Raw genomic sequence first — 26,193 nt, forward strand, 5'->3', positions numbered from 1 at the left:
CCGCTCTCGATCTTTGATCTTGCCGCATTGTCTGCGACGAACCGGCATCCACTTCGTCGGAAATCGCTCTAGCGCTCAGAACTTGAACACGGACTTCGCCGCCTCCTGCGAGGCCTGCCGGTGCCGGCGGGCCTCCTCCAGCCGGGCGATCTCCGCCCGCAGGAGCGCGATGCGGGCGTCGAGGTCGCCGAGCGAGAGGGCCGTGAGGTCCTGGCCGAGCACGTGGGTGGAGGTCTGGGGCCGCGGGCGGTCGTCGTCGGTGAGCATGCGGGGTCTCCTTGGGGCGGGCGCCGGCCTTCTGGGCGCGGGCGCCGGTCTTCTGGGCGCGGGCGCGTCTCTCCCTGCGCGGGCGCGTCCCGGGCCGCAAGCATGTCCGGCAAGCATGTCCGGCTTGGCCCGCCGCCGGAACCCCTCCGGGCCCGGAGACCCGGGCCGCACCTGTCCCAACGCGATTGACTCGCCCCGGCCATTCCGCCATACAGCGCCGGACGCGAGGCCGCCGCCCGACGAGGGCGGGCGCTCGCCATTCGTCTGAACAGTTCAGTCATCCACGAGGGCTGCGGCGGTGTCGCACATCGTCGGCCCCGGCCTTCTGAGGCATCGCCGTGAAGAGAACGTATCAACCCTCCAAGCTCGTGCGCAAGCGCCGTCACGGCTTCCGCGCGCGGATGGCCACGGTCGGCGGCCGCAAGGTCATCGCCGCCCGCCGCGCCCGCGGCCGCAAGCGCCTGTCGGCGTAAGCGGTCCGGCCAGGCCTCGGCCCAGGCCCTCGGCCAAGGCCCTCAGCCGCATGGGCGCCGGCAGGCCGCCGATCGGGCGGATCACGCGGCGCCCCGACTACCTGGCGGCGGCCACGGGCCGCCGTTTCCACACCGGGCGCATGACCGCGCAGGGGCGCCCGCGGCGGGCGGAGGAGCCCGCCACCGGGTTGCGGTTCGGCTTCACGGTCACCAAGAAGACCGGCCACGCCACCGAGCGCAACCGCATCCGGCGCCGCCTGAAGGCCGCCGCGGCCGAGATCGGACCGGAGCACGCGGAGCGGGCCCTCGACCTGGTGCTGATCGGCCGGCGCGAGGCCCTGGGCGCGCCTTTCGAGGTTCTGGTCGACGACATCCGGCGGGCGCTCGCCACCGTGACGAAGCCGAAGCCGGCGGGACAGCCGGGCCGGCCCCGCCGCGAGGCCGCGCCGCCCGAACCACAACCGTGAGGCGATACCGGGTCGCCCGGCCTCGCCTCTTGCAGAAGAATCCGGGCCGGACGCCGCCTGACGCGCGCCCGGCCTCGTGCATGAGGCGGCAGCCGTCGCGGGACCTTCATGGGTAACGACAAGACCAACATGATCATCGCCATCGCGCTGTCGCTGGCGGTGCTCCTCGGCTGGAACTACTTCGTGACGGCGCCGCAGGTCGAGCGCCAGCGCCAGCAGCAGGCGGCCCAGGTCAACCCTTCGCAGGGCGTCAACCCTTCGCAGGGCGTCAATCCCTCGCAGGGCGTCAACGCCTCCCCGAGCCCGAAGGAGGGCGGCCCCTCCGCCCCCGTGCCCGGCACGCTCCCGGGCGCCGCCGGCGGCAGCCCGCAGGCGGCGCTCGCCCGCGACGAGGCGCTCGCCCGCGCCCCGCGGGTGCGCATCGACACGGAGGCCCTGCGGGGCTCGGTCGCGCTCAAGGGCGGGCGCATCGACGACGTCGCCCTCAAGGGCTACCACGAGACGGTCGACCCGAAGAGCCCGGAGATCGTGCTGCTCTCGCCGGCGGGCTCGGCCAATCCCTACTACGCCGAGTTCGGCTGGGTCGGCCAGAATGCCGGGCCGCTGCCGGGCAGCGACACGGTCTGGACCGCGGACGGCGACGTGCTGACCGCGAAGAAGCCCCTGGTCCTGACCTTCGACAACGGCGCCGGCCTGGTGTTCCGCCGGACCCTCTCGGTCGACGACAAGTACATGTTCACGATCGAGGATTCGGTCGAGAACAAGGGCCCGAACCCGGTCACGCTCTACCCCTACGGGCTGGTCTCGCGCTGGGGCAAGCCGCACACCCAGGGCTACTACGTGCTCCACGAGGGCATGATCGGCGTGGTCGGCGACAAGGGCCTCCAGGAATACACCTACGACAAGATGGCCAAGGAGAACCCGCTCGGCGCCCCCGGCACCCGCGGCGTGTCCTGGCCCGGCGCCACCGGCGGCTTCCTCGGCATCACCGACAAGTACTGGGCGGCGGCGACGATCCCCGACCAGCAGGCGCCCTATACCGGCAGCTTCACCGAGCGCGACGAGGGCGCGACCAAGGTCTACCAGGCAAGCAGCCTCGGCGAGGCCAGGGCGGTCGCGCCCGGCGCCTCCGTGCAGGCGAGCCAGCGCCTCTTCGCCGGCGCCAAGGAGGTCTCGACCGTCGACGCCTACCGCGAGAAGCTGAACATCAAGCAATTCGATCTCCTGATCGACTGGGGCTGGTTCTACTTCATCACCAAGCCGATGTTCAAAGCCCTGGACCTGTTCTACAAGCTCTTCGGCAATTTCGGCGTCTCGATCCTGGTAGTGACGCTGATCCTGAAGCTGTTCTTCCTGCCGATCGCCAATCGCTCCTACGTCTCGATGGCCAAGATGAAGGCCGTCCAGCCGGAGATGACCGCGATCCGCGAGCGCTACGCCGACGACAAGGTGAAGCAGCAGCAGGCGATGATGGAGCTGTACAAGAAGGAGAAGATCAATCCGGTGGCGGGCTGCTGGCCGGTGCTGATCCAGATCCCCGTCTTCTTCTCGCTCTACAAGGTGCTGTTCGTCACGATCGAGATGCGGCACGCGCCGTTCTTCGGCTGGATCCGCGACCTCGCCGCCCCGGATCCGACCTCGATCGTCAACCTGTTCGGCCTCCTGCCCTTCACGCCGCCGGACCTGCTCCATCTCGGCGTCTGGCCCATCGTCATGGGCATCACGATGTTCCTGCAGATGAAGATGAACCCGGCCCCGCCCGATCCGGTGCAGGCCCAGGTCTTCACCTTCATGCCGATCATCTTCACCTTCATGCTGGGCTCGTTCCCGGCCGGGCTGGTGATCTACTGGGCGTGGAACAACCTGCTGTCGATCCTGCAGCAATACTGGATCATGCGGCGCAACGGGGTGAAGGTGGAGCTGTGGGACAACCTGCGCTCGACGTTCCAGCGCCGCACCCAGGTGAAGACGGCCAAGGGCTGATGGCGGGGCCGGACGAGGCCGACGCGGCCCTGATCGAGGCGGGGCGCCTGCTCTTCGCGGGCCCCGCCGACTTCGCCACCGCGTCCGACACGCTGGCGGGTCTGCCGCCCATGCGCGGCCTGGAGATCGCCTTCGCGGGCCGCTCGAATGTCGGCAAGTCGAGCCTCATCAACGCGCTCACCGGCCGCAACACGCTGGCGCGCACCTCGCACACGCCGGGGCGCACGCAGCAGCTCAACTTCTTCGACCTCGGCGGCAAGCTCACGCTGGTCGACATGCCGGGCTACGGCTACGCCGCGGTGTCGAAGGCCAAGGTCGCCTCCTGGACCGAGCTGATCCACGCCTACCTGCAGGGCCGGGCGAACCTCGCCCGGGTCTACGTGCTGATCGACGCCCGCCACGGCATCAAGCCGAACGACGGCGAGGTGCTGGACGAGCTCGACGCGGCCGCCGTCTCCTACCAGGTGGTGCTGACGAAGGGCGACGACCTCAAGAAGGGCGAGGTGGCGTCCCGGCTCGACGCCACCGCGGCCGCCCTCGCCCGCCGGCCGGCGGCCTATCCGGAGATCATCCTGACCTCGAGCCGCACGGGCGAGGGCATCCCGGCCCTGCGGGCCAGCGTGGCGCGGCTCCTCGCCGAGCGCGGCTGATGCCCCGCCCCGAGCGCATCCTGTTCGCGCTCGGCGCGCTCGCGGGCCTGCTCGGCGTCGCCGCCTCCGCGGCGGCCGCCCACCTGACCGGCGGCACGCTCGCGACCGCCGCGCAGTTCCTGCTCGTCCACGCGGGCCCGGTGCTGGCGCTGGCCGGCCTCAGCGGGAGCGGCCGCCTGCGCCCGGGCCTCGCCCGGCCCGCCGCCGCCTGCCTCGTCCTCGGCCTCGTCCTGTTCAGCGGCGACCTGTCCGCGCGGGCGCTGGCGGGCCATCCGCTCTTCCCGATGGCGGCGCCGACCGGCGGCCTCGTCCTGATGCTCGGCTGGGCGCTCGCCGCCCTCGCGGGCCTGCTGCGGGTCAGCGCACCTGCAGGAACGTCACCGCCGCCGCCTGCTCGCGGGTGAACACCCCGGCGGTGAGCGGCCCGCCGAACACCGCCCCGGTGTCGAGGTTGGTGCGATGGCGCCGCGCGTCCGGATGGCCGCTGCGCAGGGGCGTGTGGCCGTGCACCACGTGCTTGCCGAAATCGTAATCGGCCGACAGGAAGGGCTCGCGGATCCACAGCCGCTGCTCCGGATCCGGGTCGGGGGCGGGCCGGCCGGGCCGGAACCCCGCATGGACGTACCAGCGCCGCGCATCCTCGTGCAGCGTCGGCAGGGCGGCGATCCAGTCGAGGTCGCCCCGGGGCAGCTGGTCGACCCGCGCCACGCCGTAGGAGGCGAGCACGGCCCGGCCGCCGTTGAACAGCCAGAGCGGCTCGTCGGCGCCCGAGAGGGCGCCGAGCAGCATCGCCTCGTGATTGCCCTTCAGGCAGGTGACCTGGCCGGGCTCCCGCTCCTGGAGGGCGCGTAGGGTGGCGATGACCCGGGCGCTGTCGGGCCCGCGGTCGACGTAGTCGCCGAGGCAGACGATGCGCCGCGGCCGCCCCGCCCGATGCACCTCGATCTCGGCGAGCAGCCGGTCGAGCTGGTCGGCGCAACCGTGGATGTCCCCGATCGCGTAGGTGAGCCCCTCGCCGTCCATCCGCGTTCCCTCGCAGGACCTCTCGCCCGGTCCGGGCCATCATAGAGCAACCGGAACGCCGGCGGCACGATCCCGATCCGCGACCGCGGCGCGGCTCCCACGGCAGAGAGGGCCGGCCCCGCGCGGTGACCGGCCCTCGCCGTCGTCGCTCCGGCCCGTACCGGCGGTCACGAGACGTGACCGCCGGTACGGTGCTCGACCGGTCGCCGAGCCGCTGGCTTGGCTCGCGCATGCGAGAGGGTCGACGGCCCGATGCGTCCGCATCCCGGGCCGCCGGCATCAGTTCAGCGGCACGCCGGCCGGCCGGCGCGCGGCGGTGACCGCCACGTCGCCGATCATCAGCCCCTCCGGCCCGAGCCGCACCCGCACGGCCTCGCCGTCGTGGACGCTGCCGGCGAGGATCTGCTCGGCCATCGGGTCCTGCACGGACTTCTGGATCACGCGCTTGAGCGGGCGCGCGCCGTAGGCCGGGTCGTAGCCGCGCTCGGCCAGCCAGGCGCGGGCATCGGGCTCGACGTCGAGCGTGATCTTGCGCTCGTCGAGGAGCTTCTGCAGGCGGCCGAGCTGGATGTCGACGATCGCGCCCATCTCCGCCCGCTTCAGCCGGTGGAACAGGATGATCTCGTCCACCCGGTTGAGGAATTCGGGCCGGAAATGCGCCCGCACCACCGCCATCACCTCGTCCCGGACCGCGTCGGTGTCCTGGCCCTCGGGCTGGTTCACCAGGTACTCGGCGCCGAGATTGGAGGTCATCACCAGGAGCGTGTTGCGGAAGTCGACCGTCCGCCCCTGCCCGTCGGTGAGCCGCCCGTCGTCGAGAACCTGCAGCAGGACGTTGAACACGTCCGGATGCGCCTTCTCGATCTCGTCGAACAGCACGACCTGGTAGGGCCGGCGCCGCACGGCCTCGGTGAGGGCGCCGCCCTCCTCGTAGCCGACATAGCCGGGGGGGGCGCCGATGAGGCGGGCGACGGAGTGCTTCTCCATGTACTCGGACATGTCGAGGCGCACCATCGCGGTCTCGTCGTCGAACAGGAAGCTCGCCAGCGCCTTGGTCAGCTCGGTCTTGCCGACGCCCGTCGGCCCGAGGAACATGAACGAGCCGATCGGCCGGTTCGGGTCCTGCAGGCCGGCGCGGGCGCGCCGGACCGCGGTCGCCACCGCCTCCACCGCCTCGCGCTGGCCGACCACCCGGCGACCCAGCGCCTCCTCCATCGCCAGCAGCTTCTCGCGCTCTCCCTCCAGCATCTTGTCGACCGGCACGCCGGTCCAGCGCGAGACGACGCCGGCCACGTGGTTGGGCGTCACCGCCTCCTCCATGAAGCCCGAGCCGTTGCCGCGGCTGCCGTCCGGGCCCCGGGCCTCGATGTCGCCGAGTTCGCGCTCCAGCCCCGGGATGATGCCGTAGGCCAGTTCGCCCGCCCGCTGGTACTGGCCCTGGCGCTGCGCCGAGGCGAGTTCCGTGCGGGCCTCGTCGAGCTTCTTCTTCAGCTCCGCGGCCCGGCCGAGCTTGTCCTTCTCGGCCTTCCAGCGCGCCGTGATCGCCGCCGACTGCTCCTCGAGGTCGCCGAGCTCCTTCTCCAGCCGGGTCAGCCGGTCGCGGGAGGCGGCGTCGGTCTCCTTCTTCAGCGCCTCGGCCTCGATCTTCAGGCGCACGATCTCGCGGTCGACGTTGTCGAGTTCCTCGGGCTTGGAATCGACCTGCATGCGCAGGCGCGAGGCGGCCTCGTCGACGAGGTCGATCGCCTTGTCGGGCAGGAAGCGGTCGGTGATGTAGCGGTTCGACAGGGTCGCGGCCGCCACCAGCGCCGAATCCTGGATGCGCACGCCGTGGTGCTGCTCGTACTTCTCCTTGATGCCGCGCAGGATCGAGACCGTGTCCTCCACGGTCGGCTCCGAGACGAAGACCGGCTGGAAGCGCCGCGCGAGCGCCGCGTCCTTCTCGACGTGCTTGCGGTACTCGTCGAGGGTCGTGGCGCCGACGCAGTGCAGCTCGCCCCGGGCGAGGGCGGGCTTGAGCAGGTTCGAGGCGTCCATCGCCCCGTCCGCCTTGCCGGCCCCGACCAGGGTGTGCATCTCGTCGATGAACAGGATGATGCCGCCCTCGGCCGCCGTGACCTCGGAGAGCACGCCCTTCAGCCGCTCCTCGAACTCGCCGCGGTACTTCGCGCCGGCGATCAGCGCGCCCATGTCGAGGGCGAGCAGCTGCTTGTCGCGCAGGCTCTCCGGCACGTCGCCGTTGATGATGCGCAGCGCCAGCCCCTCCACGATGGCGGTCTTGCCGACGCCGGGCTCGCCGATCAGCACCGGGTTGTTCTTGGTGCGCCGGGACAGGACCTGGATGGTGCGGCGGATCTCCTCGTCGCGGCCGATCACCGGGTCGAGCTTGCCCTCGCGCGCCGCCTCGGTGAGGTCGCGGGCGTACTTCTTGAGCGCGTCGTAGGCGTTCTCGGCCGTCGGGTTGTCGGCGGTGCGGCCCTTGCGCAGGGCGTTGATGGCCGCGTTCAGGGACTGGGAGGTGACGCCCGCGGCCGCGAGGGCGCGGCCGGCCTCGCTGTCCTTCTCGACCGCGAGGGCGAGCAGCAGGCGCTCGACCGTGACGTAGGAATCGCCCGCCTTCTCGGCGGCCTTCTCGGCGGTGTCGAACAGGCGCATCAGGTCGCGGGTCGCCTGGGGCTGCGAGGCGCCGCCCGAGACCTTGGGCTGCTTGGCGAGCCACGCCTCGGTCTGCGCGAGCGCCACCCGCGACTGGCCGCCGGCGCGCTCGATCAGCCCGGCGCAGAGGCCCTCGGGATCGTCGAGCAGGACCTTCAGCACGTGGCCGGGCGAGAGCTGCGGGTGCCCCTCGCGCAGCGCGAGATTCTGCGCGGCCTGAACGAAGCCGCGGGCGCGCTCGGTGTATTTCTCGAAATTCATCTCGTCTCCCCTCCTCGTGCGCGACCGCCCGCCCCACCGGGCGCGGACGGACCGACAGGCGCCCCCGCCGCTCCGGCGCGGGGCCCCCGGCGCTCGCAGCGAGCCGCCGGTGACCTGCATGTGGTGTGACATATCGGTAACACAAGGGGCGGCACGCCGCGGCGACGCCGATCCGTCATGCGCGCGGCGGGGGACGGGGCGGCTTGCTCCGCGGGCCTGGGCGGCGTAGCGCTGGGCCATGACCGTCACGCTGCGCGTCGCCGCCCTCCACCGCTACCCGGTCAAGGGCCTCTCCCCCGAGCCGCTGGAGGCGGCGGAGCTGGAGGCCGGGCGCTACTTCCCGGGTGACCGGCTGTTCGCGATCGAGAACGGCCCGAGCGGGTTCGACCCGGCCGCGCCCGCCCACCAGCCCAAGATCAAGTTCCTGATGCTGATGCGCGACGAGGCGCTGGCGCGGCTCGCCACCCGCTACGACGACGCGAGCGGCACGCTGACGATCCGCGAGGGGGACCGGGAGGTGCTGCGGGCCGACCTCGGCACGCGCGAGGGGCGGCTCGCGGTCGAGGCCCTGATGCGCCGCGTCGTGCCGGACGCCCTGCGCGGGCCCCCGAAGCTGCTCGCGGCGCCGGAGGGGTTCCGCTTCACGGATTCGCGGCAGGGCTTCGTCTCGCTCATCAACCTCGCCAGCGTGGCGGCGATCGAGGACATGGTCGGGGCGCCGGTCGACCCGCTGCGCTTCCGGGGCAACCTGCAGGTCACCGGCCTCGCGCCCTTCGCGGAGCTGGACCTGGTCGGGACCGAGCTGGCGGCGGAGAACGGGCTGCGCCTGCGCGTGACCAAGCGGACGGAGCGCTGCGCGGCCACCAACGTGGATCCGGCGACCGGCCAGCGCGACCTCGCGATCCCGCGGGCGCTGATGCGGCGCCTCGGCCACGCCGATTGCGGAGTCTACGCGACGGTAGTGGCCGGGGGCGCCCTGCGCCGCGACGACGCGCTCTCCGCGGCGGCCTGACCGCTCATGCGACATCCGGTCGATGGCTTTGCCATCCCCGATTTCGGCAACGCGGATGTCGGCGTCGCTCAGGCGCCGCGCGGGCTCATGCGACATCCGGTCGATGGCTTCGCCATCCCCGATTTCGGCAACGCGGATGTCGGCTTCGCTCGGGCGCCGCGCGGGCTGGTGATCCGGGATCCGCTTCGATCAAGCCGATCCCGGATCAGCCCTTGAGCGGCAGCCAGATCGGCTCGGGCTCCTCGGGCGGCAGGGCCGCCGCCACCGCGTCCAGATCGACCGTGTAGCGGTCGGTCAGCAGGCGCCAGACCTCCCGGCGGCTTCCCGCATCGCGGCCCAGCCTGGCGAGCGCGGCGGCGAGGTGGGCCGGATGGGTGAGGGCTGGGCGGGGGAGCAGCGGATCCGTCTGCGGCATCGTTCGGCCTCGGGCTGGGCTCCCCGGGACCCTGCGCCCAAATGGTTAACGCGTTCTTAATCCCACGTCGTCCGGGCCGCGGAACCCGACCTTCCTTGCGTCAGCTCCGCATCAATACTGGACCCGGGAAAGGGGCGGGGCGCGAAGGAGGCGGGACATCGACCGGCTCTCGATGATCGCGCCGCGAGCACGATCGGATCGCGCGCGCCGCAGCCGCGGCGGGCCCGGAGCCGTCGATGGGTCGGGATCCGGCGCGGCGCCGCCGGCGCGGCGGACGATCCGCCCCCTGCCCCGGGGCGGGCGCGGCCGCGAGGCGCGCGCCCTCGCGCGGCGCGCGCCGGGAAGCGCTCAGCGCAGGAGCTGGAGGATCGCCTGCTGCGCCTGGTTGGCGAGCGACAGCGCCGACGTGCCGAGCGAGGTGCGGGTCTGCAGCGCCTGCGAATTCGCCGCTTCCTCGTTCATGTCCGCGTTGGTCAGGTTCGCCGCGCCGGTGTCGAGCACGGTGATGAGCTGCTTGGTGAAGTCCTGCCGGTTCTGCACCACGGCGAGGTTCGCGCCGAGCGACGCGGCCTGGTTCTTCAGCGCGCTGGCGGCCGAGTTGATGGTGGCGAGCACCTTGTTGATCGCGATGCTCTCCACGAAGTCGGCCTGGCCGACCGGCGTCAGGCCGAGGCTCGCCGCGGACACGTTGACCCCGGTCACGGAGAGCTGCGACGTGCTGCGCTCGTTGAAGTTGAGCGTCAGGTTGTCCCCGGCGAGCAGGTTGACGCCGTTGAAGCTCGCATCGGCGGCGAGTTGGTCGATCTGGGTGAGCAGGCCGTTATAGGTCGTCACGAGGCCGTTGCGCGCCGTGAGGCCGTCGCCGCCGATCGTGGCGATCGCCGTGCCGGTGTTGAACGGGTTGGCGACGTTGTTCGAGGTCGGGGGCGGCGAGGCGATCAACGTCAGGCTGTCGGCGCCGGCCTCGTTGGTGGTGGTGAGCTTGATCTGCCCCGTCGTGGGATCGAGGGTCGCCTGCGCGTTGGCCGGGGCGAGCGCCGCGTTGAGCTGCGTCAGGGTCGAGATCTGGCCCGCGGCGGGGCCGAAGGTCAGGGTCACGCCGGTGCCGTTCGCCACCCGCACCGTGATGGTCTGGCCGTTGAGCGGGCTCTGCTTGAAGTTCGTGCCGGAACCGGCCCCGAGGCCGGCCCCGAAGCTCGTGGTGCTGAAGCCGAGATTGGCGACCTTGCCGGTGGCGGTGCCGCCGTCGCCGAGGGCGATGGTGGTGGCGGGATCCGCCGCCGTGAAGACGAATTTCTGGCTCACCGCGTCGTAGGCCGCGGTCACGGCGCCGCCGGTGGCGGTGCCGACCTTCTGGGCGAGGGAGGCCAGGGTGTCGTTGCGGGCGATCGTCACCGAGCGGCCGTTCACCGTGAAGGAATCCCCGACCTGAAAGCCGAGGCCGGTGGCGAGCGTCGTCGCCGTCGGCACGAAGACGTTGCTCGACTGCGTGACCGTGCCGAACAGCTTGGTGGTCGCGGCGTCGGTCCCGATGCTGAAGGGCGCACCGTCCGCCGTGCCCTTGGCGACCAGCGTGTTGGGGGTGGCGCCGCTCGGCGCGACCGTGATCGACGATCCGGCGGCCTTGAGCTGGGCCGTGATCGAGGCGGCCAAAGCCGTCGGGCTGGCGTCGTCGATCCCCTTGTTCACCGTGACCTGAACCCCGTCGATGGTCACCGTCAGGCTGTTGCTCGACGTGAACAATGCCGCCTGGATCGCGGCCGTATTGCTGAGATCGACGCTGCCCGTCATGGTCAGCTGCACGGCCGTGGCGGGCGGCAGCGAGCCGATCGCGGCATCGCTCGCCGCCGCGGTCGGGCCGATCGAGAGCAGGTTCGTGCTCGTGGCCCCGGTCAGGGTGGTCGAGGCCACGCTGGCCTTGGCCGAGAAGGCATTGGCGGAGGAGAGCGCCTGCTGGGCCACCGATTTCAGCTGTTCGGTGAGGCTCTTCAGCTTGGTGATGCCGGTATTGGCGGCCTGGATCACCTGGATGCCGTTCGAGACCCCGTCGAGGAGCGCGCTGAGCCCGGCCGACCGCGCCGTCAGCCCGTCGGCCGTGAAGTAGTTGGTCGGGTTGTCGAGGGCCGTGTTGACCTTCTTGCCGGTCGCGAGGCGGTTCTGGGTGGTGGCGAGCAGGCTCGCCGTGTCCTGCAGCGACAGCAGGTTCTGACGCGTCGCAGCCGAGAGGGTGATGGACGACATCCGAGCGGAATCCTGTCGTTCGGTATCCCCGGGTTCGGGGATGCGCGCACTTGTCGCTTACGGTCAGTTTACGAGCGTATGGTTGAGTGTTGGTTAATGCGGTCGCGCGTCTGATCCGATTCGAGACTTGGAATTAAGAATCGCGCCGCGCGAGTTCCACCCGGCCGTCAGGCGCGCTTCTCTCAAGAACAGGTATGGTTAAAATCGGACCTCAGGCCCGCCGCGATCGTAATGCGCGCGCGTGATCCGCGGCCGCGCGCCAAGGATTGCGGTCGTCCCGGGCGCGGGCGGGGCCTCTGAGCGAACAGGACCGATCCCGTGGCCCGGTCTGCCCTGAGAAAGGTTGCGCTCAAGGCGATTGACGCTGCGCCATTACGGCACGGAGGGGGCGGGCCGGGGCGCCGGACCGGTGCCTGCGCTGCGCCGGCCGGGACAGGTGGCACGCGGATTGCTGCCGGGCCCGGCGGGGCGGCCGGCCCGGCGGTCGGGCTCAATCCGGCTCGTCCCGCAGGAGGTGGTAGAGCAGGATCGAGGCGGCGGTCGCCGTGCCGATGCCGCCGAGCCGGAACTGACCGAGGCTCACCGTGAAGTCGCCGGCCCCGAGCACCAGGGCGGTGCCGACGGTGAGCAGGGTCCGGGTGCGCGAGAAATCGACCCGGTTCTCCACGAAGATGCGCCCCGCCGTGGCGGCGATCAGGCCGAACACCACCACCGCCAGGCCGCCGATCACCGGGCCGGGGATCAGCAGGATCGCGGCGCCGAATTTCGGCGAGAGCCCGAACAGGATGGCGACGAGGCCGGCGGTGGCGAAGACCAGGGTGGAGTAGATGCGCGTGACCGCCATCACGCCCATGTTCTCCGCGTAGGTGGTCACGCCCGTGCCGCCGAAGGCCCCCGACAGCATCGTGGCGAGGCCGTCGCCGAGGAAGGCCCGGCCCAGATAGGGGTCGAGGTCGCGGCCGGTCATGGCCGCGATGGCCTTCACGTGGCCGAGATTCTCCGCGACCAGCACCAGGGCGACCGGGGCGATCAGCGCGATCGCCGCCGGCTCGAAGACCGGCGCGGCGAAACGCGGCCAGCCGAACCAGGGCGCCTCGGCCACCCGCGCGAGGTCGAGGGGCGGGGCGAGGCCGAGACCGTTCGCGAGGCCGGCATACAGGAGCGTGGCGGCGAGGGCCCCGATCAGCAGGGGCAGCCGCCGGGCGGCGCCCGGCAGCGAGGCGGCGAGCCCCACCGCCGCCACCGTGAAGAGCCCCACCCCCACCGCGAGCCCGGAGCCCGAGATGCCCTTCACGCCGATCGGCGCGAGGTTGAGGCCGATCGCCCCGACGATCGCGCCGGTCACCGCCGGGGGCATCAGCCGGCCGATCCAGGCATGGCCCGCGACCATGACGACGCCGCCGATGAGGGCGTAGAGCGCCCCGGCCGCCACGATGCCCCCGAGCGCCACCGGGAGGTTCGGGTTGGGGCCGCTGCCGCCGTAGCCGGTCGCGGCGATCACCACGGCGATGAAGGCGAAGCTGGAGCCCAGATAGCTCGGCACCCGGCCGCCGACCACGACGAAGAACAGGAGCGTGGCGATGCCGGAGAACAGGATGGCGAGGTTGGGATCGAATCCCATCAGCAGCGGCGCGAGGGCCGTCGAGCCGAACATCGCGACGACGTGCTGGAGGGCGAGCACGAGCATCTGGCCCAGCGGCGGCCGCTCGTCGGGCAGGATCACCCCTCCCCGGCTGAGGCGCCAGCGCGGCCATCCCGACGGCCCGTCCCGGTCCCGCTGCTCCATGGCGGCTCCTCCCCCGCGCCTCCTCTGCCGCATCTCCCGCGCGCAGGCCAGCGCGGCGCGGCGCCTCCGGAGCCCCCTCACGCCCCGCTGAGGTGCCGCTGCAGGAAGCGCCGCACCCGCGCCGCGGCGTCGAACTGCGCGGCCCCGACCAGGGCGTGCCCCTGGTCGGGATAGATCCGGATCTCGTGGGGGGTGCCCTGCTCCGCCAGCAGGCGGGCGATCGCGTGGGCCTGCGCGACCGGCACGATCGGATCGCGCGCCCCGTGCAGGATCAGGGTCGGCGGCAGGCGCGGCCGGCGCGCCGCGAGCCCCTCGGGCAGGGGCCCGAAATAATCGACGATCGCCCTGATCCCGGCCAGGGAGGCGGCCGTCTCGAAGGCCAGGGCCGCGCCGAGCGAGACCCCCACGAGGCCGATCCGCTGCGCGTCCACGCCGGGCTGGCGCGCGAGCCAGCCGACCGCGTCGCGCACCGTCCCGGCCCAGAGCGGGAAATCCTGCCGGAGCCGGGAATAGGCGACCCGGCGGTCGCCGGTGCGGTCGAGGTAGTGCACGAAGCCGACCGGGTAGCCCGCGGCCGCGAAGGTGCGGGCCGCCAACCGGTAGCCCTCCGCGAAGCTGAGCCCGTCCGCCCCGTGCAGGAGGAGGAGGGCCGGGGCGGCCGGCCCGCCCCCCGCCGCGAACCACTCCACCGCGATCCGCGTCCCGCCACTCGTGAAGCTCAGCATGCTCCGGCCTCGAATCCCGCCCGCTGGTCGTCGCCCCGGCCGCACCAACTCGCGGTCCGCGGCGAAGGATGCGGGGCGGGGGCCGGAGGGCTCTTACCAAATCCGCCTAATCCCTTCGGGATGGCGGATTCGGGCGTCGCTCAGGCGCCGCGCGGGCTCGTGATCCGGGATCCGCTTCGATCAAGCGGATCCCGGATCAGGCGGCCCGGTCGCTCCGGCGCAGGCTCTCCGGCATCGCGGTGAGCAGCAGGATGGCGGCGAGCAGGCAGAGCGCGCCGATGCCGTAGAGGGCCGGCGTGGTCGAGCCGGTCAGGTCCTTGACCCAGCCGACCATCACCGGGCTGACGATGCCGCCGAACTGGCCCAGCGTGTTGATGAGCGCAATGCCGCCCGCCGCGCCGACCCCGGTGGTGAGCTTCGCCGGCAGCGTCCAGAAGGCCGGGATCGAGGCGATGATGCCCGAGCCGAGCAGGGCGAGCGCCAGCATCAGCGGCACGATCTGGCGGTCGAACAGGCCGGCGGCGAAGAAGCCGAGCGCCGCCGCGACGGCGAGGGCCGCCACGAATTTCGGCCGCTCGCCCGAGGCGTCGGACAGGCGCCCGACCACCACCATGCTGATCGCGCCGCAGATGTAGGGGATCGCCGTCAGCAGGCCGACCGAGGCCGCCGCGCCGCCGCTCGCGGTCTTGATCAGGTCCGGCCCCCAGAAGTTCAGGCCGTAGGAGCCCACCTGCAGCAGGAAGTACACGAAGGCGATGAGCAGGAAGCCCGGCTGCCGGATCGCGCCCCAGAGCGAGTGGTCGCCGATGTCGCGGTTGTGGTGGGCGATGCGCGAGGCGAGCAGGTCCTTCTCGCGCGCCGAGAGCCAGCGCGCCTCCGAGACCCGGTCCTCGAGGCGGGTCAGGACCAGCGCGCCGAGGAGGAGGCAGGGCAGGCCGCCGGCCAGGAAGAGCCACTGCCACCCGGTGAGCCCGAGGGCACCGTCGAGGCCGCCGAGGATCAGGCCGGCCAGCGGCGCCCCGAAGATCCCCGAGAAGGCCGAGGCCACGAACATGAAGGAGGTGATGCGGCCGCGATGCGAGGCCGGGAACCACAGGGTGAGGTAGTACAGGATGCCCGGGGCGAAACCCGCCTCCATCGCGCCGATCACGAAGCGCAGGGCGTAGAAGTGCCATTCCGCGCGAATGAAGATCATCAGCGCGGTGGCGATGCCCCAGGAGATCATGATGCGGGCGATCCAGCGCCGCGCCCCCACCCGGTAGAGCATCAGGTTCGAGGGCACCTCGAAGATGACGTAGCCGACCACGAACATGCTGGCGCCGAGACCGTACGCCACGTTGCTGAAGCCGAGGTCGCTCTGCAGCTGGAACTTGGCGAAGCTGATGTTGATGCGGTCGAAGAAAGCGACCATGTAGCAGATCATGATGAGCGGCATCAGCCGCCACGCGACCTTGCGGACGACGCTCCGCTCCGTGACCTCATCGATTCCGGCGAGCGGGCCGGCGGTGGCGATGGCCATCGTTTCCTCCTGGTTTGGATGGGCGCACGCGCCCGTGAGGGGCCGCGTCGTCGCGCATGGGGGGAGCGCGGGGCCGCCTTCGGACGGGCGGCTTCCCGCGCGGGTCATTCCAAATCCGCTTGATCCCTTCGGGATGGCGGATCTGGGCTTCGCTCAAGCGCCGCGCGGGCTCGTGATCCGGGAGCCGCTTGGATCAACCGGATCCCGGATCAGGCCGCCCTGAGCGGCGGGCTCGGGTGGAGGTCGCAGGGCCGGCCGGCCTTGGCGACCTGGCCCGGAACGTCGTGCCCGACGAGCCGCGGCAGGTCCCGCGACAGGGCGATCAGGGCCGGGAGGTCGAGGCCGGTGGGCACGCCCATCTCGTGGGCCATGCTCACCAGGTCCTCGGTGCAGATGTTGCCGGTCGCCCCCGGGGCGAAGGGGCAGCCGCCGAGGCCGCCCAGGGCGGCGTCGAAGCGGCGGGCCCCGGCCTCGTAGGCGGCGAGCACGTTGGCGAGCCCGCAGCCGCGGGTGTTGTGGAAGTGCAGCGTCAGCCGCTCCGGCCCGACCAGCGCGAGGGCGCGGGCGACGAGCCGGGCCACCTGCCGGGGATTGGCCATGCCGGTCGTGTCGGCGAGGGTCACCCCGTCGACGCCGAGCGCGCGGTAGCGCTCGACCTGAGCCAGCACCTTGTCCTCGGGCTGCGCGCCCTCGAAGGGGCAGCCGAAGGCGGTCGCCACCGTGGCGTTGACGCTGACGGGCGCGCCCCGCACCGTCTCCATGATCCGCGCGAAGCCGGCGATCGAGGCCTCGGGGGTCATGCCCATATTGGCGCGGTTGTGGGTCTCGCTCGCCGAGGCGACGAGATTGATCTCGTCGGCGCCCGCCGCCAGGGCGCGCTCGGCGCCCCGCGGATTCGGCACCAGGGCCACGTAGGTGGTGCCGGGGCGGCGCCGGATGCCGGAGAAGATTTCGGCCGCGTCGGCGAGGGCCGGCACCGCCTTCGGCGAGACGAAGGAGGAGACCTCGATCCGGCTGAAGCCGCAGGCCGAGAGCGCGTCGATCAGCCGGATCTTCTCCGGGGTCGGCACGAAGGTGGGCTCGATCTGGAAGCCGTCGCGGGTCGCGACCTCCTGGACGATCATGGCGTCGCTCATGCCACCGCTCCCGCGTCGCGCAGGCGGGCGATGCGCTCGGCGTCGAGGCCGAGTTCGGTCAGCACCGCGTCGGTGTGGGCGCCGAGCGCCGGCCCCTGCCAGCGCACCGTGCCGGGGGTCTCGGAGAGCTTGGGCACGATGCCCGGCATCTTCACCCGGGCGCCGCCGGGCAGCTCGGCCTGCAGGATCATGTCGCGGGCCTGGTAGTGCGGGTCGGCGACGATGTCGGCCACCGAGTAGATGCGGCCGGCCGGCACGTCGGCCGCGTCGAGCGCCGCCAGCGCCTCCTCGACGCTGCGCGCCCGCGTCCAGTCCGCGATGGCGTCGTCGAGCATCCCGGCCTGGCGCGAGCGGCCGTCGTTGCTGGCGAGCGCCGGGGCCTCGGCGAGGTCGGGCCGGCCGATCGCCGCCATCAGCCGGCGGAAGATCGGGTCGCTGTTGCCCGCGATGACGACGTAGCCGCCGTCCCGGGTCGGGTAGGTGTTGGAGGGCGTGATGCCGGGCAGCGCGCCGCCCGTCCGCGTGCGGACCTCGCCGAGGAGGTCGTACTCGGGCACGAGGCTCTCCATCACGTTGAACACGCTCTCGACGAGCGACACGTCGATCACTTGGCCGCCGCCCTGGCCGGTCTTCACCCGCAACAGCGCCATCAGGGCGCCGATCACCCCGTGCAGCGAGGCGAGCGTGTCGCCGATGCTGACCCCGACCCGGGCCGGCGGGGCGTCCGGGCTGCCGGTGGTGAAGCGGATCCCGCCCATCGACTCGCCGATGGCGCCGAAGCCCGGGCGGTCGCGGTAGGGGCCGGTCTGGCCGTAGCCCGAGATGCGCACCATCACCAGGTTCGGGTTGAGGGCCGAGAGCACGTCCCAGCCGAGGCCGAGCTTCTCCAGGCCGCCGGGCCGGAAATTCTCCACCACCACGTCGGCGCCGCGGGCGAGGTCGCGGACGATCTCGAGCCCCTCGGGCGACTTCAGGTTGACGGCGATCGACTTCTTGTTGCGCGACTGCAGGTACCACCAGAGCGAGGTGCCCTCGTGCATCTTGCGCCACTTGCGCAGGGGGTCGCCCTGTCCCGGCGGCTCGACCTTGATCACCTCGGCGCCGAACTCCGCCATCAGCCGCGTGGCGAAGGGCGCGGCGATCAGCTGGCCGAGTTCCAGCACGCGAATGCCCGCGAGGGGACCGCTCATGGCCTTTCCTCCATCTTTCCCTGTTGCCGAAGACGTAACGGAGAAGGCGGTCGCGGATCCAACCGCATCTCGCCAATGACCGTTCGCGATTCGAGAACGCGGACGTCCTCCGGCGGGGGCCGCGCGGCGGCGCGGGACCGGCCCCGGGCCGCGACCGTGAGCCTCCTCGGGGCGGGCGGAGCGGCCCGCCGGGCTTCTGCTCGGGAGTCGCGTTCCCGCATCGTGCTCGCCGCCGAACCGGTGACCCCTTCGGCGAATGATGCTCCGCGGCCGCGCCGCGCTGCCGGCACGATGCTCCGCCTGGGCAGTGCCGGAGATCAGGCAATTCGACCGAGATCGCCCGATATCCACCTGTCACGGGGCCGGATCATGCGCCGCGATGGCCTTGCCGCGGCGTGACGAAGCAGGTCTCAGGCACGGCTTCTCTATGATGCCACGCGGCGCGACGGTCTTTGCTGCGACGCAACATGGACCCCGGAACTCTCACCCAGGAGAGACCGGCGCCCGTAACCAGACTGCCAAGATAACGCTATCTTAGGACTCGTCACGTTTGATGGCCGGGCCTGATGACGCAGGGTTCGTCACTGAACAATCCGAACCGTCGACTTTTTGAAATAATTCCCAACCTGCGGTCCGGGGCCTCCCCGGCAGCCGAAATCCCCCGACGCGGAACACAGAGCAGAGCAGCGACCATGATGGTTCGACGATTCCTGGGGAGACTGTCGATCGGCGGCCGCTTGACCGCGGCCCTGCTGGCCTGCTCGCTCGCGGCGGTGGCGGTCATCGGTGCCGCGGCGTACCGGCAGCAGCGGGACGCCACCGACCTCGCCGTGGCCGCGGCCCTGGCCGAGCGCTACAAGTCCGTCACGGCCGCGATGGCCGACCGCACGCAGCGCGCCCTCGGCGTCGCCCTGACCCTCGCGCACGACCCCGCGGTCGCGGAGGCGCTGCGCCGCGACGATCGGACAGGCCTGCTGGAGCGCTACCGGCTCCTGTTCGAGCCTCTGAGCGCGGGCCTGAACCTGTCCTTCATCACGATCCACCGGGCCGACGGGACGGCCTTCCTGCGCTACCACGCGCCCGGCACGTTCGGCGACTCGGTCCTGGCGCGCCGCGGCACCGTGCGGGACGCGGTCGCGGCGATGCGCCCTGTGAGCGGCGTCGAGCCCGGCCGCGAGACCATCGCGATCTTCGCGGTCGCCCCGGTCCGCGAGGCCGGCGCCCTGCGGGGCGTGGCGGATGTCGGCCTTCCCTTGGGCGAGCCCTTCCTCGCCGAGATGAAGGGGCAGTACGGGGTGAACCTCGCCATGCACCTCGTGAGGGACGCTGCGGTCACGACGCTCGCCGCCACCTTCCCGGGCAGGACGCTCCTCGATCCGCAGGGCCACGCCGCCGCGATGGGGACCGGGATGCACTGGCGGGAGGCGACCCTCGACGGGCGTCCGGTCGCCGTGATGGCGGGCCCCCTGCGCAACTATGCCGGACAGGCGATCGGCACGATCGAGATGGCGCTCGACATCTCCGACTTCATCGCGGCGCGGCGCGCGGCGATGCTCACGCTGGTCACCGTCCTCGCCGCGGTGGCCGCCGCCGGCGGCCTGGTCGCGCGGCGCGTCACGCGCCACCTCGTGGGGCCGATCCGGGCCATCACCGGAACGATGCACGACCTCGCCGGCGGCCGCCTTCGCACCGAGATCCCGTCGACGGAGCGCCCCGACGAGATCGGCGCGATGGCCCGCTCGCTCCAGGTCTTCCGCGACCAGCTGATCGAGGCCGAGGCGCTGCGCGGCGCGCAGGCCGAGGGGCTCGCCGACCGCGAGCGGCGGACCGCCGTGATCGACGACCTCGTCAAGCGCTTCGACGCGTCGGTGGAGGCCGTGCTCTGCCGCGTCTCGGCGGCCGCGACGGAGCTGCAGGCCACGGCCGGGCAGCTGACCGCCACGGCGGGGGGCACGGCCCGGCAATCCGCCGCGGTGGCGCAGGCCGCCGGCGAGGCCGCCCAGAACGTCATCACGGTCTCGGGCGCCGCCGAGGAGCTCGCATCCTCCGTGAGCGAGATCGCCCGCCAGGTCGAGCGCACCGAGAGCATGGCGCGGGGGGCGGCGACGGAGGCGACCCAGGCCGGCGCCATCGTCGCGGACCTCTCGAACGCCGCGAACAAGATCGGGGAGGTGATCGGGCTCGTCTCCGGCATCGCGCAGCAGACGAACCTGCTCGCGCTCAACGCGACGATCGAGGCGGCCCGGGCCGGCGAGGTCGGCAAGGGTTTCGCGGTGGTCGCCGCCGAGGTGAAGGCGCTGGCGGCCCAGACCTCCCGCGCCACGACGGAGATCGGCGAGCAGGTGGTGTGGATCCAGACCTCCACCGGACGGGCCGTCGAGGCGATCGGCCGCATCGCCCAGACGATCGGCTCCCTCAACGAGACGACGCAGGCGGTGTCCGGCACGATGCGCCAGCAGCACGCGGCGACCGGCGAGATCCTCGGGGCGGTGACCTGCGCCTCCGGCCGGACTAGCGAGGTGACGGCGACGATCCGGGAGGTCTCGGACGCCGCCGCCCATACGGGGGGCGCGGCGGGCCAAGTGCTGGACGCCTCCTCCGAGCTCGCGGCGCAGACCGAGACCCTGCGCGGGCAGGTCCAGAGCTTCCTCGCCGCCTTCCGGGCCGCCTGAGGGCGCGCCCGGGCGCTCGCGTCGCGTCGCCGGCGAGACGACCTCGCTCGCCCTGCAGGGCGTACGATCCGGCTCTCCGGCCCTCCGTTCCGCACGGTCTCGGCGGCCGGATCCTCCCTCACGCTGGAGAACGCCGCCTCATGAGGCGGAGGCCGCGAGGTGGTCGCGCAGCAGGGTGGCGGCCGGCGAGAGCCGGCCGGGCCGCGTCACCAGCCGCAGCTCGCGCCGCGCCCAGGCATCGGAGAGCGGGACGGCGACGAGCTGCATCGCGGCGCCGAACAGGCCGACGACGCGCTCCGGCACCACCGCGAGGCCCATATCGGCCTGGACCATGCGGCAGACCGCGTCGAAACCGGGGACGTGCACCCGCAGCCTGAGCGGGCGGCCGACGCGCTGCGCCTCGGCCCGCACGCTGTCGTGGATCGAACTCGCCGCGTGCAGGCCGACGAAGTCGTGGTCGAGCGTCTCCGCGAAGGCGAGCTCGGCCCTGTCCGCCAGGGGATGCCCGGCCCGCATCACCACCACCAGCCGGTCGCGGCGGTAGAGGTGGGTGGCGAGGCCCTGGGCCGGCACGCTGGCCGAGCAGATCCCGATCTCGGCCGCGCCCTCGGCCACGCCGCGCACCACGCCGGTGCTGGGGCGCTCCTCGAGGTCGATGCGGATGGCGCCCTGCGCGGCCAGGAAGGCGCGCAAATCCTCGGGCAGGAACTGCACGATCGCCGAGAGGTTCGCGAGCATCCGGACGATGCCGCGCACGCCCTTGGCGTGCTCGGCGAGTTCGAGGGCGATCCGGTCCGCGCTCGCCAGCATGCGGCGGGTGTGGTGCAGCAGCGTCTCGCCGGCCGGGGTCGGCCGCATGCCCCGCGGCTCGCGGGTGAGCAGCGCGCAGCCGAGGGCGTGTTCGAGCTCGGCGAGGCGCTTGCTGACCGCCGAGGGGGCGATGGCGGCGCGGCGCGCGGCGCCGTTGAGGGTGCCCTCCTCGCAGATGGCGGCGAAGAGCCGGAGCGTCTTCAGGTCAAGGCGGCTCAGCGTGGCGGCGGCGGGGTGGTCTCCGGGAGCGGCCATGGGCCTCCAGGCGGCGGGCGGGACGGCGCGGGCCCGCCATCGTCGCCGCGCGCGGGGCGCCGGTCCAGCCCGGCGGCCGCCCGCGACGCAACACGGCACGACATCCCGCCGCAACGCGCGCGCCCTAGGCCTCCCCGCCCGGGCCGCCACTGGCCCCGGAGGGAGATCGCGATGAACGCCACACGACGCGGGATGCGGACGGGGAGCTTGGTGCTGCGGGGCCTGATCACGGCCGTCTTCGTGCTCGCGGCCGGAATGAAATTCGCCGCGGTCCCGTTCGAGGTGTCGGGCTTCCTGCGCTTCGGCTACCCGCTCTGGTTCATGTACGCGGTCGGCGCGGCGCAGCTCGCCGGAGCGGCGCTGCTCTGGATCCGGGGCGCGACGGCCCTCGGCGCTTTCCTGCTCGCGGCGATCATGGCGGGCGCGGTCGGGAGCCACCTGCGGGCGGGCGACCCGCTGCCGATGGCCCTCCCCGCGCTCGTGCTCCTCGTCCTGCTCGCCGGCCTGACGTGGTCCCGCCGGCACGAACTCGTCGCGCCGCGGCCGCGCGTGGCGGCCGAGCGGGCCTGATCGCCGTCCCGGTCCGGCGGGCCGCGCCCGCCGGGGCGGAGCTCAATCCTCGTAGTGGTCGCGCACCAGGCGGTCGAGGAGGCGCACGCCCCAGCCCGACCCCCAGGAGCGGCTGATCTCGCTCGACGGCGCGTTCATGCCGACCCCGGCGATGTCGAGATGCACCCAGGGCACGTCGTTCACGAAGCGCTTGATGAACTGCGCCGCCGTCGCCGAGCCGCCGTGGCGCCCGCCGGTGTTCTTCATGTCGGCGAATTTCGAGTCGATCAGCTTGTCGAAGCCCGGAGCGAGCGGCATGCGCCAGACCTTCTCGCCCGTCGCCTCGCCGGCCGCCGACAGCCGCGCCGCGAGTTCTTCGCTGGTGCTGAACATCCCGGCGTATTCCTGGCCGAGCGCGACCAGGATGGCGCCGGTCAGCGTCGCGAGGTCGATCATGAACTTCGGCTTGGCCTCCTGCTGGACGTAGGTGATCACGTCCGCCAGGACGAGGCGGCCCTCCGCGTCGGTGTTGATGATCTCGATCGTCTGGCCGGAGAGCGAGGTGACGATGTCGCCCGGGCGCTGGGCCTTGCCGTCGGGCATGTTCTCGACGATGCCGATGGCGCCGAGCGCGTTGACCTTGGCCTTGCGGGCGGCGAGGGCCTGCATCAGCCCGACCACGCAGGCGGCGCCGGCCATGTCGCCCTTCATGTCCTCCATGCCGCCGCTCCCCTTGATGGAGATGCCGCCGGAATCGAAGCACACGCCCTTGCCGATGAAGGCGACCGGCGGCTCCGAGGGATCCTCGGCGCCGTTCCAGCGCATGATGACGGTGCGCGCCTCCTTGCCCGAGCCCTGCGCCACCGCGAGGAGCGCGCGCATGCCGATCCGGCGCATCGCCTTCTCATCGAGGACCTCGACGGCGATTCCGAGCTTCTCCAGCGGCTCGGTGCGCCGGGCGAACTCCTCCGGGTCGAGGACGTTCGGCGGCTCGTTGACGAGTTCGCGGGCGAGGATCACCCCGTCCGCCACCGCCTCGGCGGCGCGCAGGGGCTTCTTGAGCGCGCCGGGCTCGGCCGTCAGCACCGTGACCTTGGCCCCGCCAGCCTCCTCGCCCTCGCCCTTCTTGCTCTTGTAGCGGTCGAACTTGTAGGCGCGCAGGCGCAGGCCGAGGGAGAAGTCCGCCGCCGCCTCGGGGGTCGGGGCCCCGCCGGCCCAGTCGAGGACCACGACGGCCTGCCGCCCGCCGACCTTGCCGGCCACGACGCCGCCCAGCGCGGCCCAGTCGAGCTTGGCCCGCTCCGCCTCGGGCCCGAGCCCGACCACGACCAGCCGGTCCGCCCGCAGCCCTGCCGGCGCGGTCACCGCGATGGCGCTGTTCGCCTTGCCCTTGAAGCGCTCGACGGCCGCCGCCCGCGCCAGGATGTCGCCGGCCCCGGCGCCCGCCACCTCCGCGGCGCGGGCGGAGAGGGCGAGATCCTCGCCGACGAACACGACGAGGTCGCTGCCCTGCTCGGCCCTGGCCGATCCGAAGGACTCGAACGCGATGCTGATGCCGTCCGCCATGACGCTGCTTTCAATCCCTTGGGAAACCCGGAGGCGCCGGAAAGCCCCTGTGTAGCCAAGGCCCGCGCCGGAAGGCAACGCGCCGCCCGCGCGTCGCCCGGCCGCGCATTCGCCGCGCCCGGCATGCCGAGGCACGCCGGACACAGGAGCGCCCGCAAAAGGCCGCGTTCCGGGTGCTTCCATCGAAAGCGCTTGTGCGGGGAAGCCCCCCGGCTTAACGCAGGAGCCGCGGAAGGGGGCCCGACCGCACCGAGCCGATGAAGCAGATCGAGCGATACATCTTCCGCATCGCCCTCGGCGCCTTCCTGGCCTGCCTGGCGGGCCTCACCGGCGTGATCTGGGTGACGCAGGCCTTGCGCGAGCTCGACCTCGTGACCGCCAAGGGCCAGACCGTGCTGATCTTCTTCCTGATCACCGGCCTGTCGATCCCGGCGCTCCTCACGGTCGTGGCGCCCGTCGCCCTGTTCATGGCGGTGGTGCACGCGCTCAACCGCCTCAACGGCGATTCCGAGCTGATCGTGATGAGCGCGGCCGGGATGTCGCCGCGCCAGCTCCTGCGCCCCTTCCTGACCCTGGCGCTGATCGTGAGCGCGGCGCTCGGCTTCCTGACCATCCAGGTGCTGCCGTCGAGCTTCCAGGAGCTGCGCGACCTCCTCACCCGGGTGCGCGGCGACTTCATCGCCAACGTCGTGCAGGAGGGGCAGTTCACCAGCCTCGACAACGGCATCACCTTCCACTTCCGCGAGCGCGCGCCGGGCGGCGTGCTGCTCGGCATCTTCATGCAGGACCGCCGGGAGGCCGGGCGCAGCGTGACCTACCTGGCCGAGCGCGGGCAGGCCCTCGACCTCGACGGGCAGACCTACCTCGTCCTGGAGAAGGGCAGCATCCACCGCCAGCAGCAGAACAGCCGCGACGCCTCGATCATCAGCTTCGCGCGCTACGCGGTCGACCTCGCGGCCTTCACGCCGCCCGACACGGACACGGTCTACAAGCCGCGGGAGCGCTCGACGGCGCAGCTGCTGTTCCCCGACCCGAACGAGCACTACTACAAGCTGGTGAAGGGGCGGTTCCGGGCCGAGCTGCACGACCGGCTCACCAGCTGGCTCTACCCGCTGGCGATGGCGCTGATCGCCTTCGCGGCGCTCGGCGACCCGCGCACCACCCGCCAGGGGCGGGGGCTCGCCATCGCCGCGGCGGTGGCGGCGGTGGTGGCGCTGCGGATCGCGGGCTTCGCGGCGGCGAGCGCGGCCGTGCGCAGCCCCGGGGCCGCCGCCGCCCTCTACGCGGTGCCCCTCCTCGCCGGCCTCGCGGCGCTGCTCGTGGCCTTCCACGGCAACCGGGTGCGGGCCTTCAACGCGGCCCTGGCGCTGCGGCTGCGCCACGTCGGGGCCGGGCTGCCGCGGCTGCGGCCGAGCCACGGCTGAGGCCGCCATGCTGATCGGCGCCACCCTCGGCCGCTACATCGCGGCCCGCTTCCTGCGCATGATCGCCGGGGTGTTCCTGACGGTCTTCGCCCTCGTCTACACCCTCGACTTCGTCGAGCTGATGCGGCGCGCCGGCGAGGCGCCCGGGGCGAGCGCGCTCACGGTCGCGCATCTCTCCCTGCTGCGCACGCCCGCGGTCGCCGAGCAGATCATGCCCTTCGCGATCCTGTTCGGCGCGATGGGGGCGCTGCTCCAGCTCAGCCGCAAGCTCGAACTGGTGGTGGCGCGGGCCGCCGGCATCTCGGCCTGGCAGTTCCTGCAGCCGGGCGTGCTCGTCGCGGTGGGGATCGGGGCCCTGATGGTCGGGGCCTACAACCCCCTGGCGGCCTCCCTCAAGCAGCGCTCGACGCAGGTCGAGGCCCGGATCTTCGCCCGCTCCACCAAGGGGGGCCTGAGCAACGACCTCTGGATCCGCCAGCGCAGCGTCGACGGGCAGGCGATCGTGCGGGCGAGCACCGCCATCGAGGGCACGACCTCGCTCGCGGGCGTCACGATCTTCACCTTCGACGCGCAGGGCGCCTTCGGCCAGCAGATCGAGGCCCGCCGGGCCACCCTGCACGACGGCTACTGGGAGCTGCAGGACGCGCGCGTCCTCACTCAGGATTCGGGGCCCGAGAGCTACGACACCTACCTGGTCGCCTCGAACCTCGCCCCGAGCCAGGTCCGCCAGCGCGTCACGCCCCCGGATTCCGTGCCTTTCTGGCAACTGAGCGAGACGATCGCGCGCAGCGAGCGGGCGGGGCTCGACGCCGCGCGCTATCGTCTGCAGCGGGCGGTGCTCCTCGCCCGGCCGATGCTGTTCGTCGCGATGGTGCTGGTGGCCGCCTCCGTTTCATTAAGATTCTTCCGCTTTGGTGGCATCGGCAGGATGGCGCTGGCGGGTGTGGCGGCGGGCTTCGCGCTCTACGTCGCCCGGCAGGTCATGGAGGGCCTCGGCGCCTCGGGGATCGTCGCGGCCCCCGTGGCGGCGTGGTTCCCGGCCGTGGTAGGGAGTCTGCTCGGTACGCTCGCGCTTCTGTACCAGGAGGATGGCTGATGCCTTCCCCTCGGACGG

Annotated in this window: 23 protein-coding genes; 11 read left to right on the forward strand and 12 right to left on the reverse strand. The window is 72.5% G+C overall.

Annotation, left to right across the window (positions count from 1 at the left end; genetic code table 11):
* Positions 1-75: 75 nt before the first annotated feature.
* The gene (locus MET2598_RS0112215; protein WP_012334791.1) at positions 76-267 is read right to left on the reverse strand and encodes a DUF1192 domain-containing protein; all 192 of its coding nucleotides are present in this window, start codon (positions 265-267) and stop codon (positions 76-78) included.
* A 338-nt stretch (positions 268-605) separates the two neighbouring features.
* Between MET2598_RS0112215 and rpmH the strand changes: the two genes are divergently transcribed.
* The 5 genes from rpmH to MET2598_RS0112240 all read left to right on the forward strand — a co-directional run bounded on the left by rpmH (position 606) and on the right by MET2598_RS0112240 (position 4,244).
* On the forward strand, positions 606-740 hold the full coding sequence (gene rpmH / locus MET2598_RS0112220) for a 50S ribosomal protein L34 (RefSeq protein ID WP_010300405.1): 135 nt from the start codon (positions 606-608) through the stop codon (positions 738-740).
* 50 nt (positions 741-790) lie between these two features.
* A complete protein-coding gene (gene rnpA, locus MET2598_RS0112225) occupies positions 791-1,207 on the forward strand; it encodes a ribonuclease P protein component (RefSeq protein WP_018261019.1) in 417 nt (138 codons plus the stop codon).
* Between the two features lie 108 nt (positions 1,208-1,315).
* Positions 1,316-3,190, forward strand: coding sequence for a membrane protein insertase YidC (yidC, locus tag MET2598_RS0112230; protein WP_018261020.1), 1,875 nt, complete (start codon positions 1,316-1,318; stop codon positions 3,188-3,190).
* Positions 3,190-3,840 (forward strand): ribosome biogenesis GTP-binding protein YihA/YsxC, encoded by a 651-nt coding sequence (gene yihA, locus MET2598_RS0112235; RefSeq protein WP_012334794.1) that lies wholly within the window; start codon positions 3,190-3,192, stop codon positions 3,838-3,840. Before yidC ends, yihA begins: the two co-directional genes overlap by 1 nt.
* The gene (locus tag MET2598_RS0112240) at positions 3,840-4,244 is read left to right on the forward strand and encodes a DUF423 domain-containing protein (protein ID WP_012334795.1); all 405 of its coding nucleotides are present in this window, start codon (positions 3,840-3,842) and stop codon (positions 4,242-4,244) included. The genes yihA and MET2598_RS0112240 overlap by 1 nt, the downstream gene beginning before the upstream one ends.
* Here MET2598_RS0112240 and MET2598_RS0112245 read toward each other — a convergent pair.
* Both MET2598_RS0112245 and clpB read right to left on the reverse strand, forming a co-directional pair.
* The gene (locus MET2598_RS0112245; protein WP_018261021.1) at positions 4,198-4,863 is read right to left on the reverse strand and encodes a metallophosphoesterase family protein; all 666 of its coding nucleotides are present in this window, start codon (positions 4,861-4,863) and stop codon (positions 4,198-4,200) included. The genes MET2598_RS0112240 and MET2598_RS0112245 overlap by 47 nt on opposite strands.
* A 279-nt stretch (positions 4,864-5,142) precedes the next feature.
* Positions 5,143-7,779 (reverse strand): ATP-dependent chaperone ClpB, encoded by a 2,637-nt coding sequence (clpB, locus tag MET2598_RS0112250; RefSeq protein WP_018261022.1) that lies wholly within the window; start codon positions 7,777-7,779, stop codon positions 5,143-5,145.
* A gap of 238 nt (positions 7,780-8,017) precedes the next feature.
* Here clpB and MET2598_RS0112255 point away from each other — a divergent pair, with 238 nt between their 5' ends.
* Together MET2598_RS0112255 and MET2598_RS39080 are read left to right on the forward strand one after the other, a co-directional pair.
* Entirely contained in the window at positions 8,018-8,791 is a 774-nt protein-coding gene (locus MET2598_RS0112255; RefSeq protein WP_018261023.1) for an MOSC domain-containing protein, read from the forward strand.
* Between the two features lie 6 nt (positions 8,792-8,797).
* Positions 8,798-9,007 (forward strand): hypothetical protein, encoded by a 210-nt coding sequence (locus tag MET2598_RS39080; protein ID WP_083784731.1) that lies wholly within the window; start codon positions 8,798-8,800, stop codon positions 9,005-9,007.
* Here the strand turns inward: MET2598_RS39080 and MET2598_RS0112260 are convergent.
* The 7 genes from MET2598_RS0112260 to MET2598_RS0112290 form a co-directional block, all read right to left on the reverse strand.
* The gene (locus MET2598_RS0112260) at positions 8,997-9,206 is read right to left on the reverse strand and encodes a hypothetical protein (protein WP_012334799.1); all 210 of its coding nucleotides are present in this window, start codon (positions 9,204-9,206) and stop codon (positions 8,997-8,999) included. The genes MET2598_RS39080 and MET2598_RS0112260 overlap by 11 nt on opposite strands.
* Positions 9,207-9,554: 348 nt before the next feature.
* Positions 9,555-11,447, reverse strand: a complete 1,893-nt coding sequence (locus MET2598_RS0112265; protein ID WP_012334800.1) for a flagellin N-terminal helical domain-containing protein — start codon at positions 11,445-11,447, stop codon at positions 9,555-9,557.
* Between the two features lie 490 nt (positions 11,448-11,937).
* A complete protein-coding gene (locus MET2598_RS0112270; RefSeq protein WP_018261024.1) occupies positions 11,938-13,233 on the reverse strand; it encodes a solute carrier family 23 protein in 1,296 nt (431 codons plus the stop codon).
* A 77-nt stretch (positions 13,234-13,310) separates the two neighbouring features.
* Positions 13,311-13,958 (reverse strand): dienelactone hydrolase family protein, encoded by a 648-nt coding sequence (locus MET2598_RS0112275; RefSeq protein ID WP_018261025.1) that lies wholly within the window; start codon positions 13,956-13,958, stop codon positions 13,311-13,313.
* 196 nt (positions 13,959-14,154) lie between these two features.
* Positions 14,155-15,477 carry an MFS transporter gene (locus tag MET2598_RS0112280; protein WP_018261026.1) on the reverse strand — a complete coding sequence of 441 codons (1,323 nt, stop codon included), beginning with the start codon at positions 15,475-15,477 and terminating at the stop codon, positions 14,155-14,157.
* 209 nt (positions 15,478-15,686) lie between these two features.
* Complete coding sequence (locus tag MET2598_RS0112285) at positions 15,687-16,613, reverse strand: hydroxymethylglutaryl-CoA lyase (protein WP_018261027.1); 927 nt, start codon at positions 16,611-16,613, stop codon at positions 15,687-15,689.
* Positions 16,610-17,803 carry a CaiB/BaiF CoA transferase family protein gene (locus tag MET2598_RS0112290; RefSeq protein WP_012334805.1) on the reverse strand — a complete coding sequence of 398 codons (1,194 nt, stop codon included), beginning with the start codon at positions 17,801-17,803 and terminating at the stop codon, positions 16,610-16,612. Before MET2598_RS0112290 ends, MET2598_RS0112285 begins: the two co-directional genes overlap by 4 nt.
* A gap of 692 nt (positions 17,804-18,495) precedes the next feature.
* Here MET2598_RS0112290 and MET2598_RS0112295 point away from each other — a divergent pair.
* The gene (locus MET2598_RS0112295) at positions 18,496-20,475 is read left to right on the forward strand and encodes a methyl-accepting chemotaxis protein (protein WP_051086509.1); all 1,980 of its coding nucleotides are present in this window, start codon (positions 18,496-18,498) and stop codon (positions 20,473-20,475) included.
* Between the two features lie 138 nt (positions 20,476-20,613).
* Here MET2598_RS0112295 and MET2598_RS0112300 read toward each other — a convergent pair whose 3' ends face one another.
* Positions 20,614-21,540 (reverse strand): LysR family transcriptional regulator, encoded by a 927-nt coding sequence (locus tag MET2598_RS0112300; protein ID WP_012334807.1) that lies wholly within the window; start codon positions 21,538-21,540, stop codon positions 20,614-20,616.
* Positions 21,541-21,711: 171 nt separating this feature from the next.
* Between MET2598_RS0112300 and MET2598_RS0112305 the strand changes: the two genes are divergently transcribed.
* Positions 21,712-22,110, forward strand: a complete 399-nt coding sequence (locus MET2598_RS0112305; protein ID WP_012334808.1) for a DoxX family protein — start codon at positions 21,712-21,714, stop codon at positions 22,108-22,110.
* Between the two features lie 42 nt (positions 22,111-22,152).
* Here MET2598_RS0112305 and MET2598_RS0112310 read toward each other — a convergent pair whose 3' ends face one another.
* Positions 22,153-23,655, reverse strand: a complete 1,503-nt coding sequence (locus MET2598_RS0112310) for a leucyl aminopeptidase (protein ID WP_018261030.1) — start codon at positions 23,653-23,655, stop codon at positions 22,153-22,155.
* A 257-nt stretch (positions 23,656-23,912) separates the two neighbouring features.
* Here MET2598_RS0112310 and lptF point away from each other — a divergent pair, with 257 nt between their 5' ends.
* Complete coding sequence (gene lptF / locus MET2598_RS0112315) at positions 23,913-25,079, forward strand: LPS export ABC transporter permease LptF (RefSeq protein ID WP_018261031.1); 1,167 nt, start codon at positions 23,913-23,915, stop codon at positions 25,077-25,079.
* A gap of 7 nt (positions 25,080-25,086) precedes the next feature.
* On the forward strand, positions 25,087-26,175 hold the full coding sequence (lptG, locus tag MET2598_RS0112320) for an LPS export ABC transporter permease LptG (RefSeq protein ID WP_012334811.1): 1,089 nt from the start codon (positions 25,087-25,089) through the stop codon (positions 26,173-26,175).
* Positions 26,176-26,193 lie beyond the last annotated feature (18 nt).

The organism is Methylobacterium sp. WSM2598 (genome assembly GCF_000379105.1).
Classification (GTDB): domain Bacteria; phylum Pseudomonadota; class Alphaproteobacteria; order Rhizobiales; family Beijerinckiaceae; genus Methylobacterium.

What these genes read in the sequence shown, in the direction of transcription:
- MET2598_RS0112215 (WP_012334791.1), bottom strand. Translation starts at nt 267, where the DNA reads ATGCTCACCGACGACGACCGCCCGCGGCCCCAGACCTCCACCCACGTG.
- rnpA (WP_018261019.1), top strand. Translation starts at nt 791, where the DNA reads ATGGGCGCCGGCAGGCCGCCGATCGGGCGGATCACGCGGCGCCCCGAC.
- yidC (WP_018261020.1), top strand. Translation starts at nt 1,316, where the DNA reads ATGGGTAACGACAAGACCAACATGATCATCGCCATCGCGCTGTCGCTG.
- yihA (WP_012334794.1), top strand. Translation starts at nt 3,190, where the DNA reads ATGGCGGGGCCGGACGAGGCCGACGCGGCCCTGATCGAGGCGGGGCGC.
- MET2598_RS0112240 (WP_012334795.1), top strand. Translation starts at nt 3,840, where the DNA reads ATGCCCCGCCCCGAGCGCATCCTGTTCGCGCTCGGCGCGCTCGCGGGC.
- MET2598_RS0112245 (WP_018261021.1), bottom strand. Translation starts at nt 4,863, where the DNA reads ATGGACGGCGAGGGGCTCACCTACGCGATCGGGGACATCCACGGTTGC.
- clpB (WP_018261022.1), bottom strand. Translation starts at nt 7,779, where the DNA reads ATGAATTTCGAGAAATACACCGAGCGCGCCCGCGGCTTCGTTCAGGCC.
- MET2598_RS0112255 (WP_018261023.1), top strand. Translation starts at nt 8,018, where the DNA reads ATGACCGTCACGCTGCGCGTCGCCGCCCTCCACCGCTACCCGGTCAAG.
- MET2598_RS39080 (WP_083784731.1), top strand. Translation starts at nt 8,798, where the DNA reads ATGCGACATCCGGTCGATGGCTTTGCCATCCCCGATTTCGGCAACGCG.
- MET2598_RS0112260 (WP_012334799.1), bottom strand. Translation starts at nt 9,206, where the DNA reads ATGCCGCAGACGGATCCGCTGCTCCCCCGCCCAGCCCTCACCCATCCG.
- MET2598_RS0112265 (WP_012334800.1), bottom strand. Translation starts at nt 11,447, where the DNA reads ATGTCGTCCATCACCCTCTCGGCTGCGACGCGTCAGAACCTGCTGTCG.
- MET2598_RS0112270 (WP_018261024.1), bottom strand. Translation starts at nt 13,233, where the DNA reads ATGGAGCAGCGGGACCGGGACGGGCCGTCGGGATGGCCGCGCTGGCGC.
- MET2598_RS0112275 (WP_018261025.1), bottom strand. Translation starts at nt 13,958, where the DNA reads ATGCTGAGCTTCACGAGTGGCGGGACGCGGATCGCGGTGGAGTGGTTC.
- MET2598_RS0112280 (WP_018261026.1), bottom strand. Translation starts at nt 15,477, where the DNA reads ATGGCCATCGCCACCGCCGGCCCGCTCGCCGGAATCGATGAGGTCACG.
- MET2598_RS0112285 (WP_018261027.1), bottom strand. Translation starts at nt 16,613, where the DNA reads ATGAGCGACGCCATGATCGTCCAGGAGGTCGCGACCCGCGACGGCTTC.
- MET2598_RS0112290 (WP_012334805.1), bottom strand. Translation starts at nt 17,803, where the DNA reads ATGAGCGGTCCCCTCGCGGGCATTCGCGTGCTGGAACTCGGCCAGCTG.
- MET2598_RS0112295 (WP_051086509.1), top strand. Translation starts at nt 18,496, where the DNA reads ATGATGGTTCGACGATTCCTGGGGAGACTGTCGATCGGCGGCCGCTTG.
- MET2598_RS0112300 (WP_012334807.1), bottom strand. Translation starts at nt 21,540, where the DNA reads ATGGCCGCTCCCGGAGACCACCCCGCCGCCGCCACGCTGAGCCGCCTT.
- MET2598_RS0112305 (WP_012334808.1), top strand. Translation starts at nt 21,712, where the DNA reads ATGAACGCCACACGACGCGGGATGCGGACGGGGAGCTTGGTGCTGCGG.
- MET2598_RS0112310 (WP_018261030.1), bottom strand. Translation starts at nt 23,655, where the DNA reads ATGGCGGACGGCATCAGCATCGCGTTCGAGTCCTTCGGATCGGCCAGG.
- lptF (WP_018261031.1), top strand. Translation starts at nt 23,913, where the DNA reads ATGAAGCAGATCGAGCGATACATCTTCCGCATCGCCCTCGGCGCCTTC.
- lptG (WP_012334811.1), top strand. Translation starts at nt 25,087, where the DNA reads ATGCTGATCGGCGCCACCCTCGGCCGCTACATCGCGGCCCGCTTCCTG.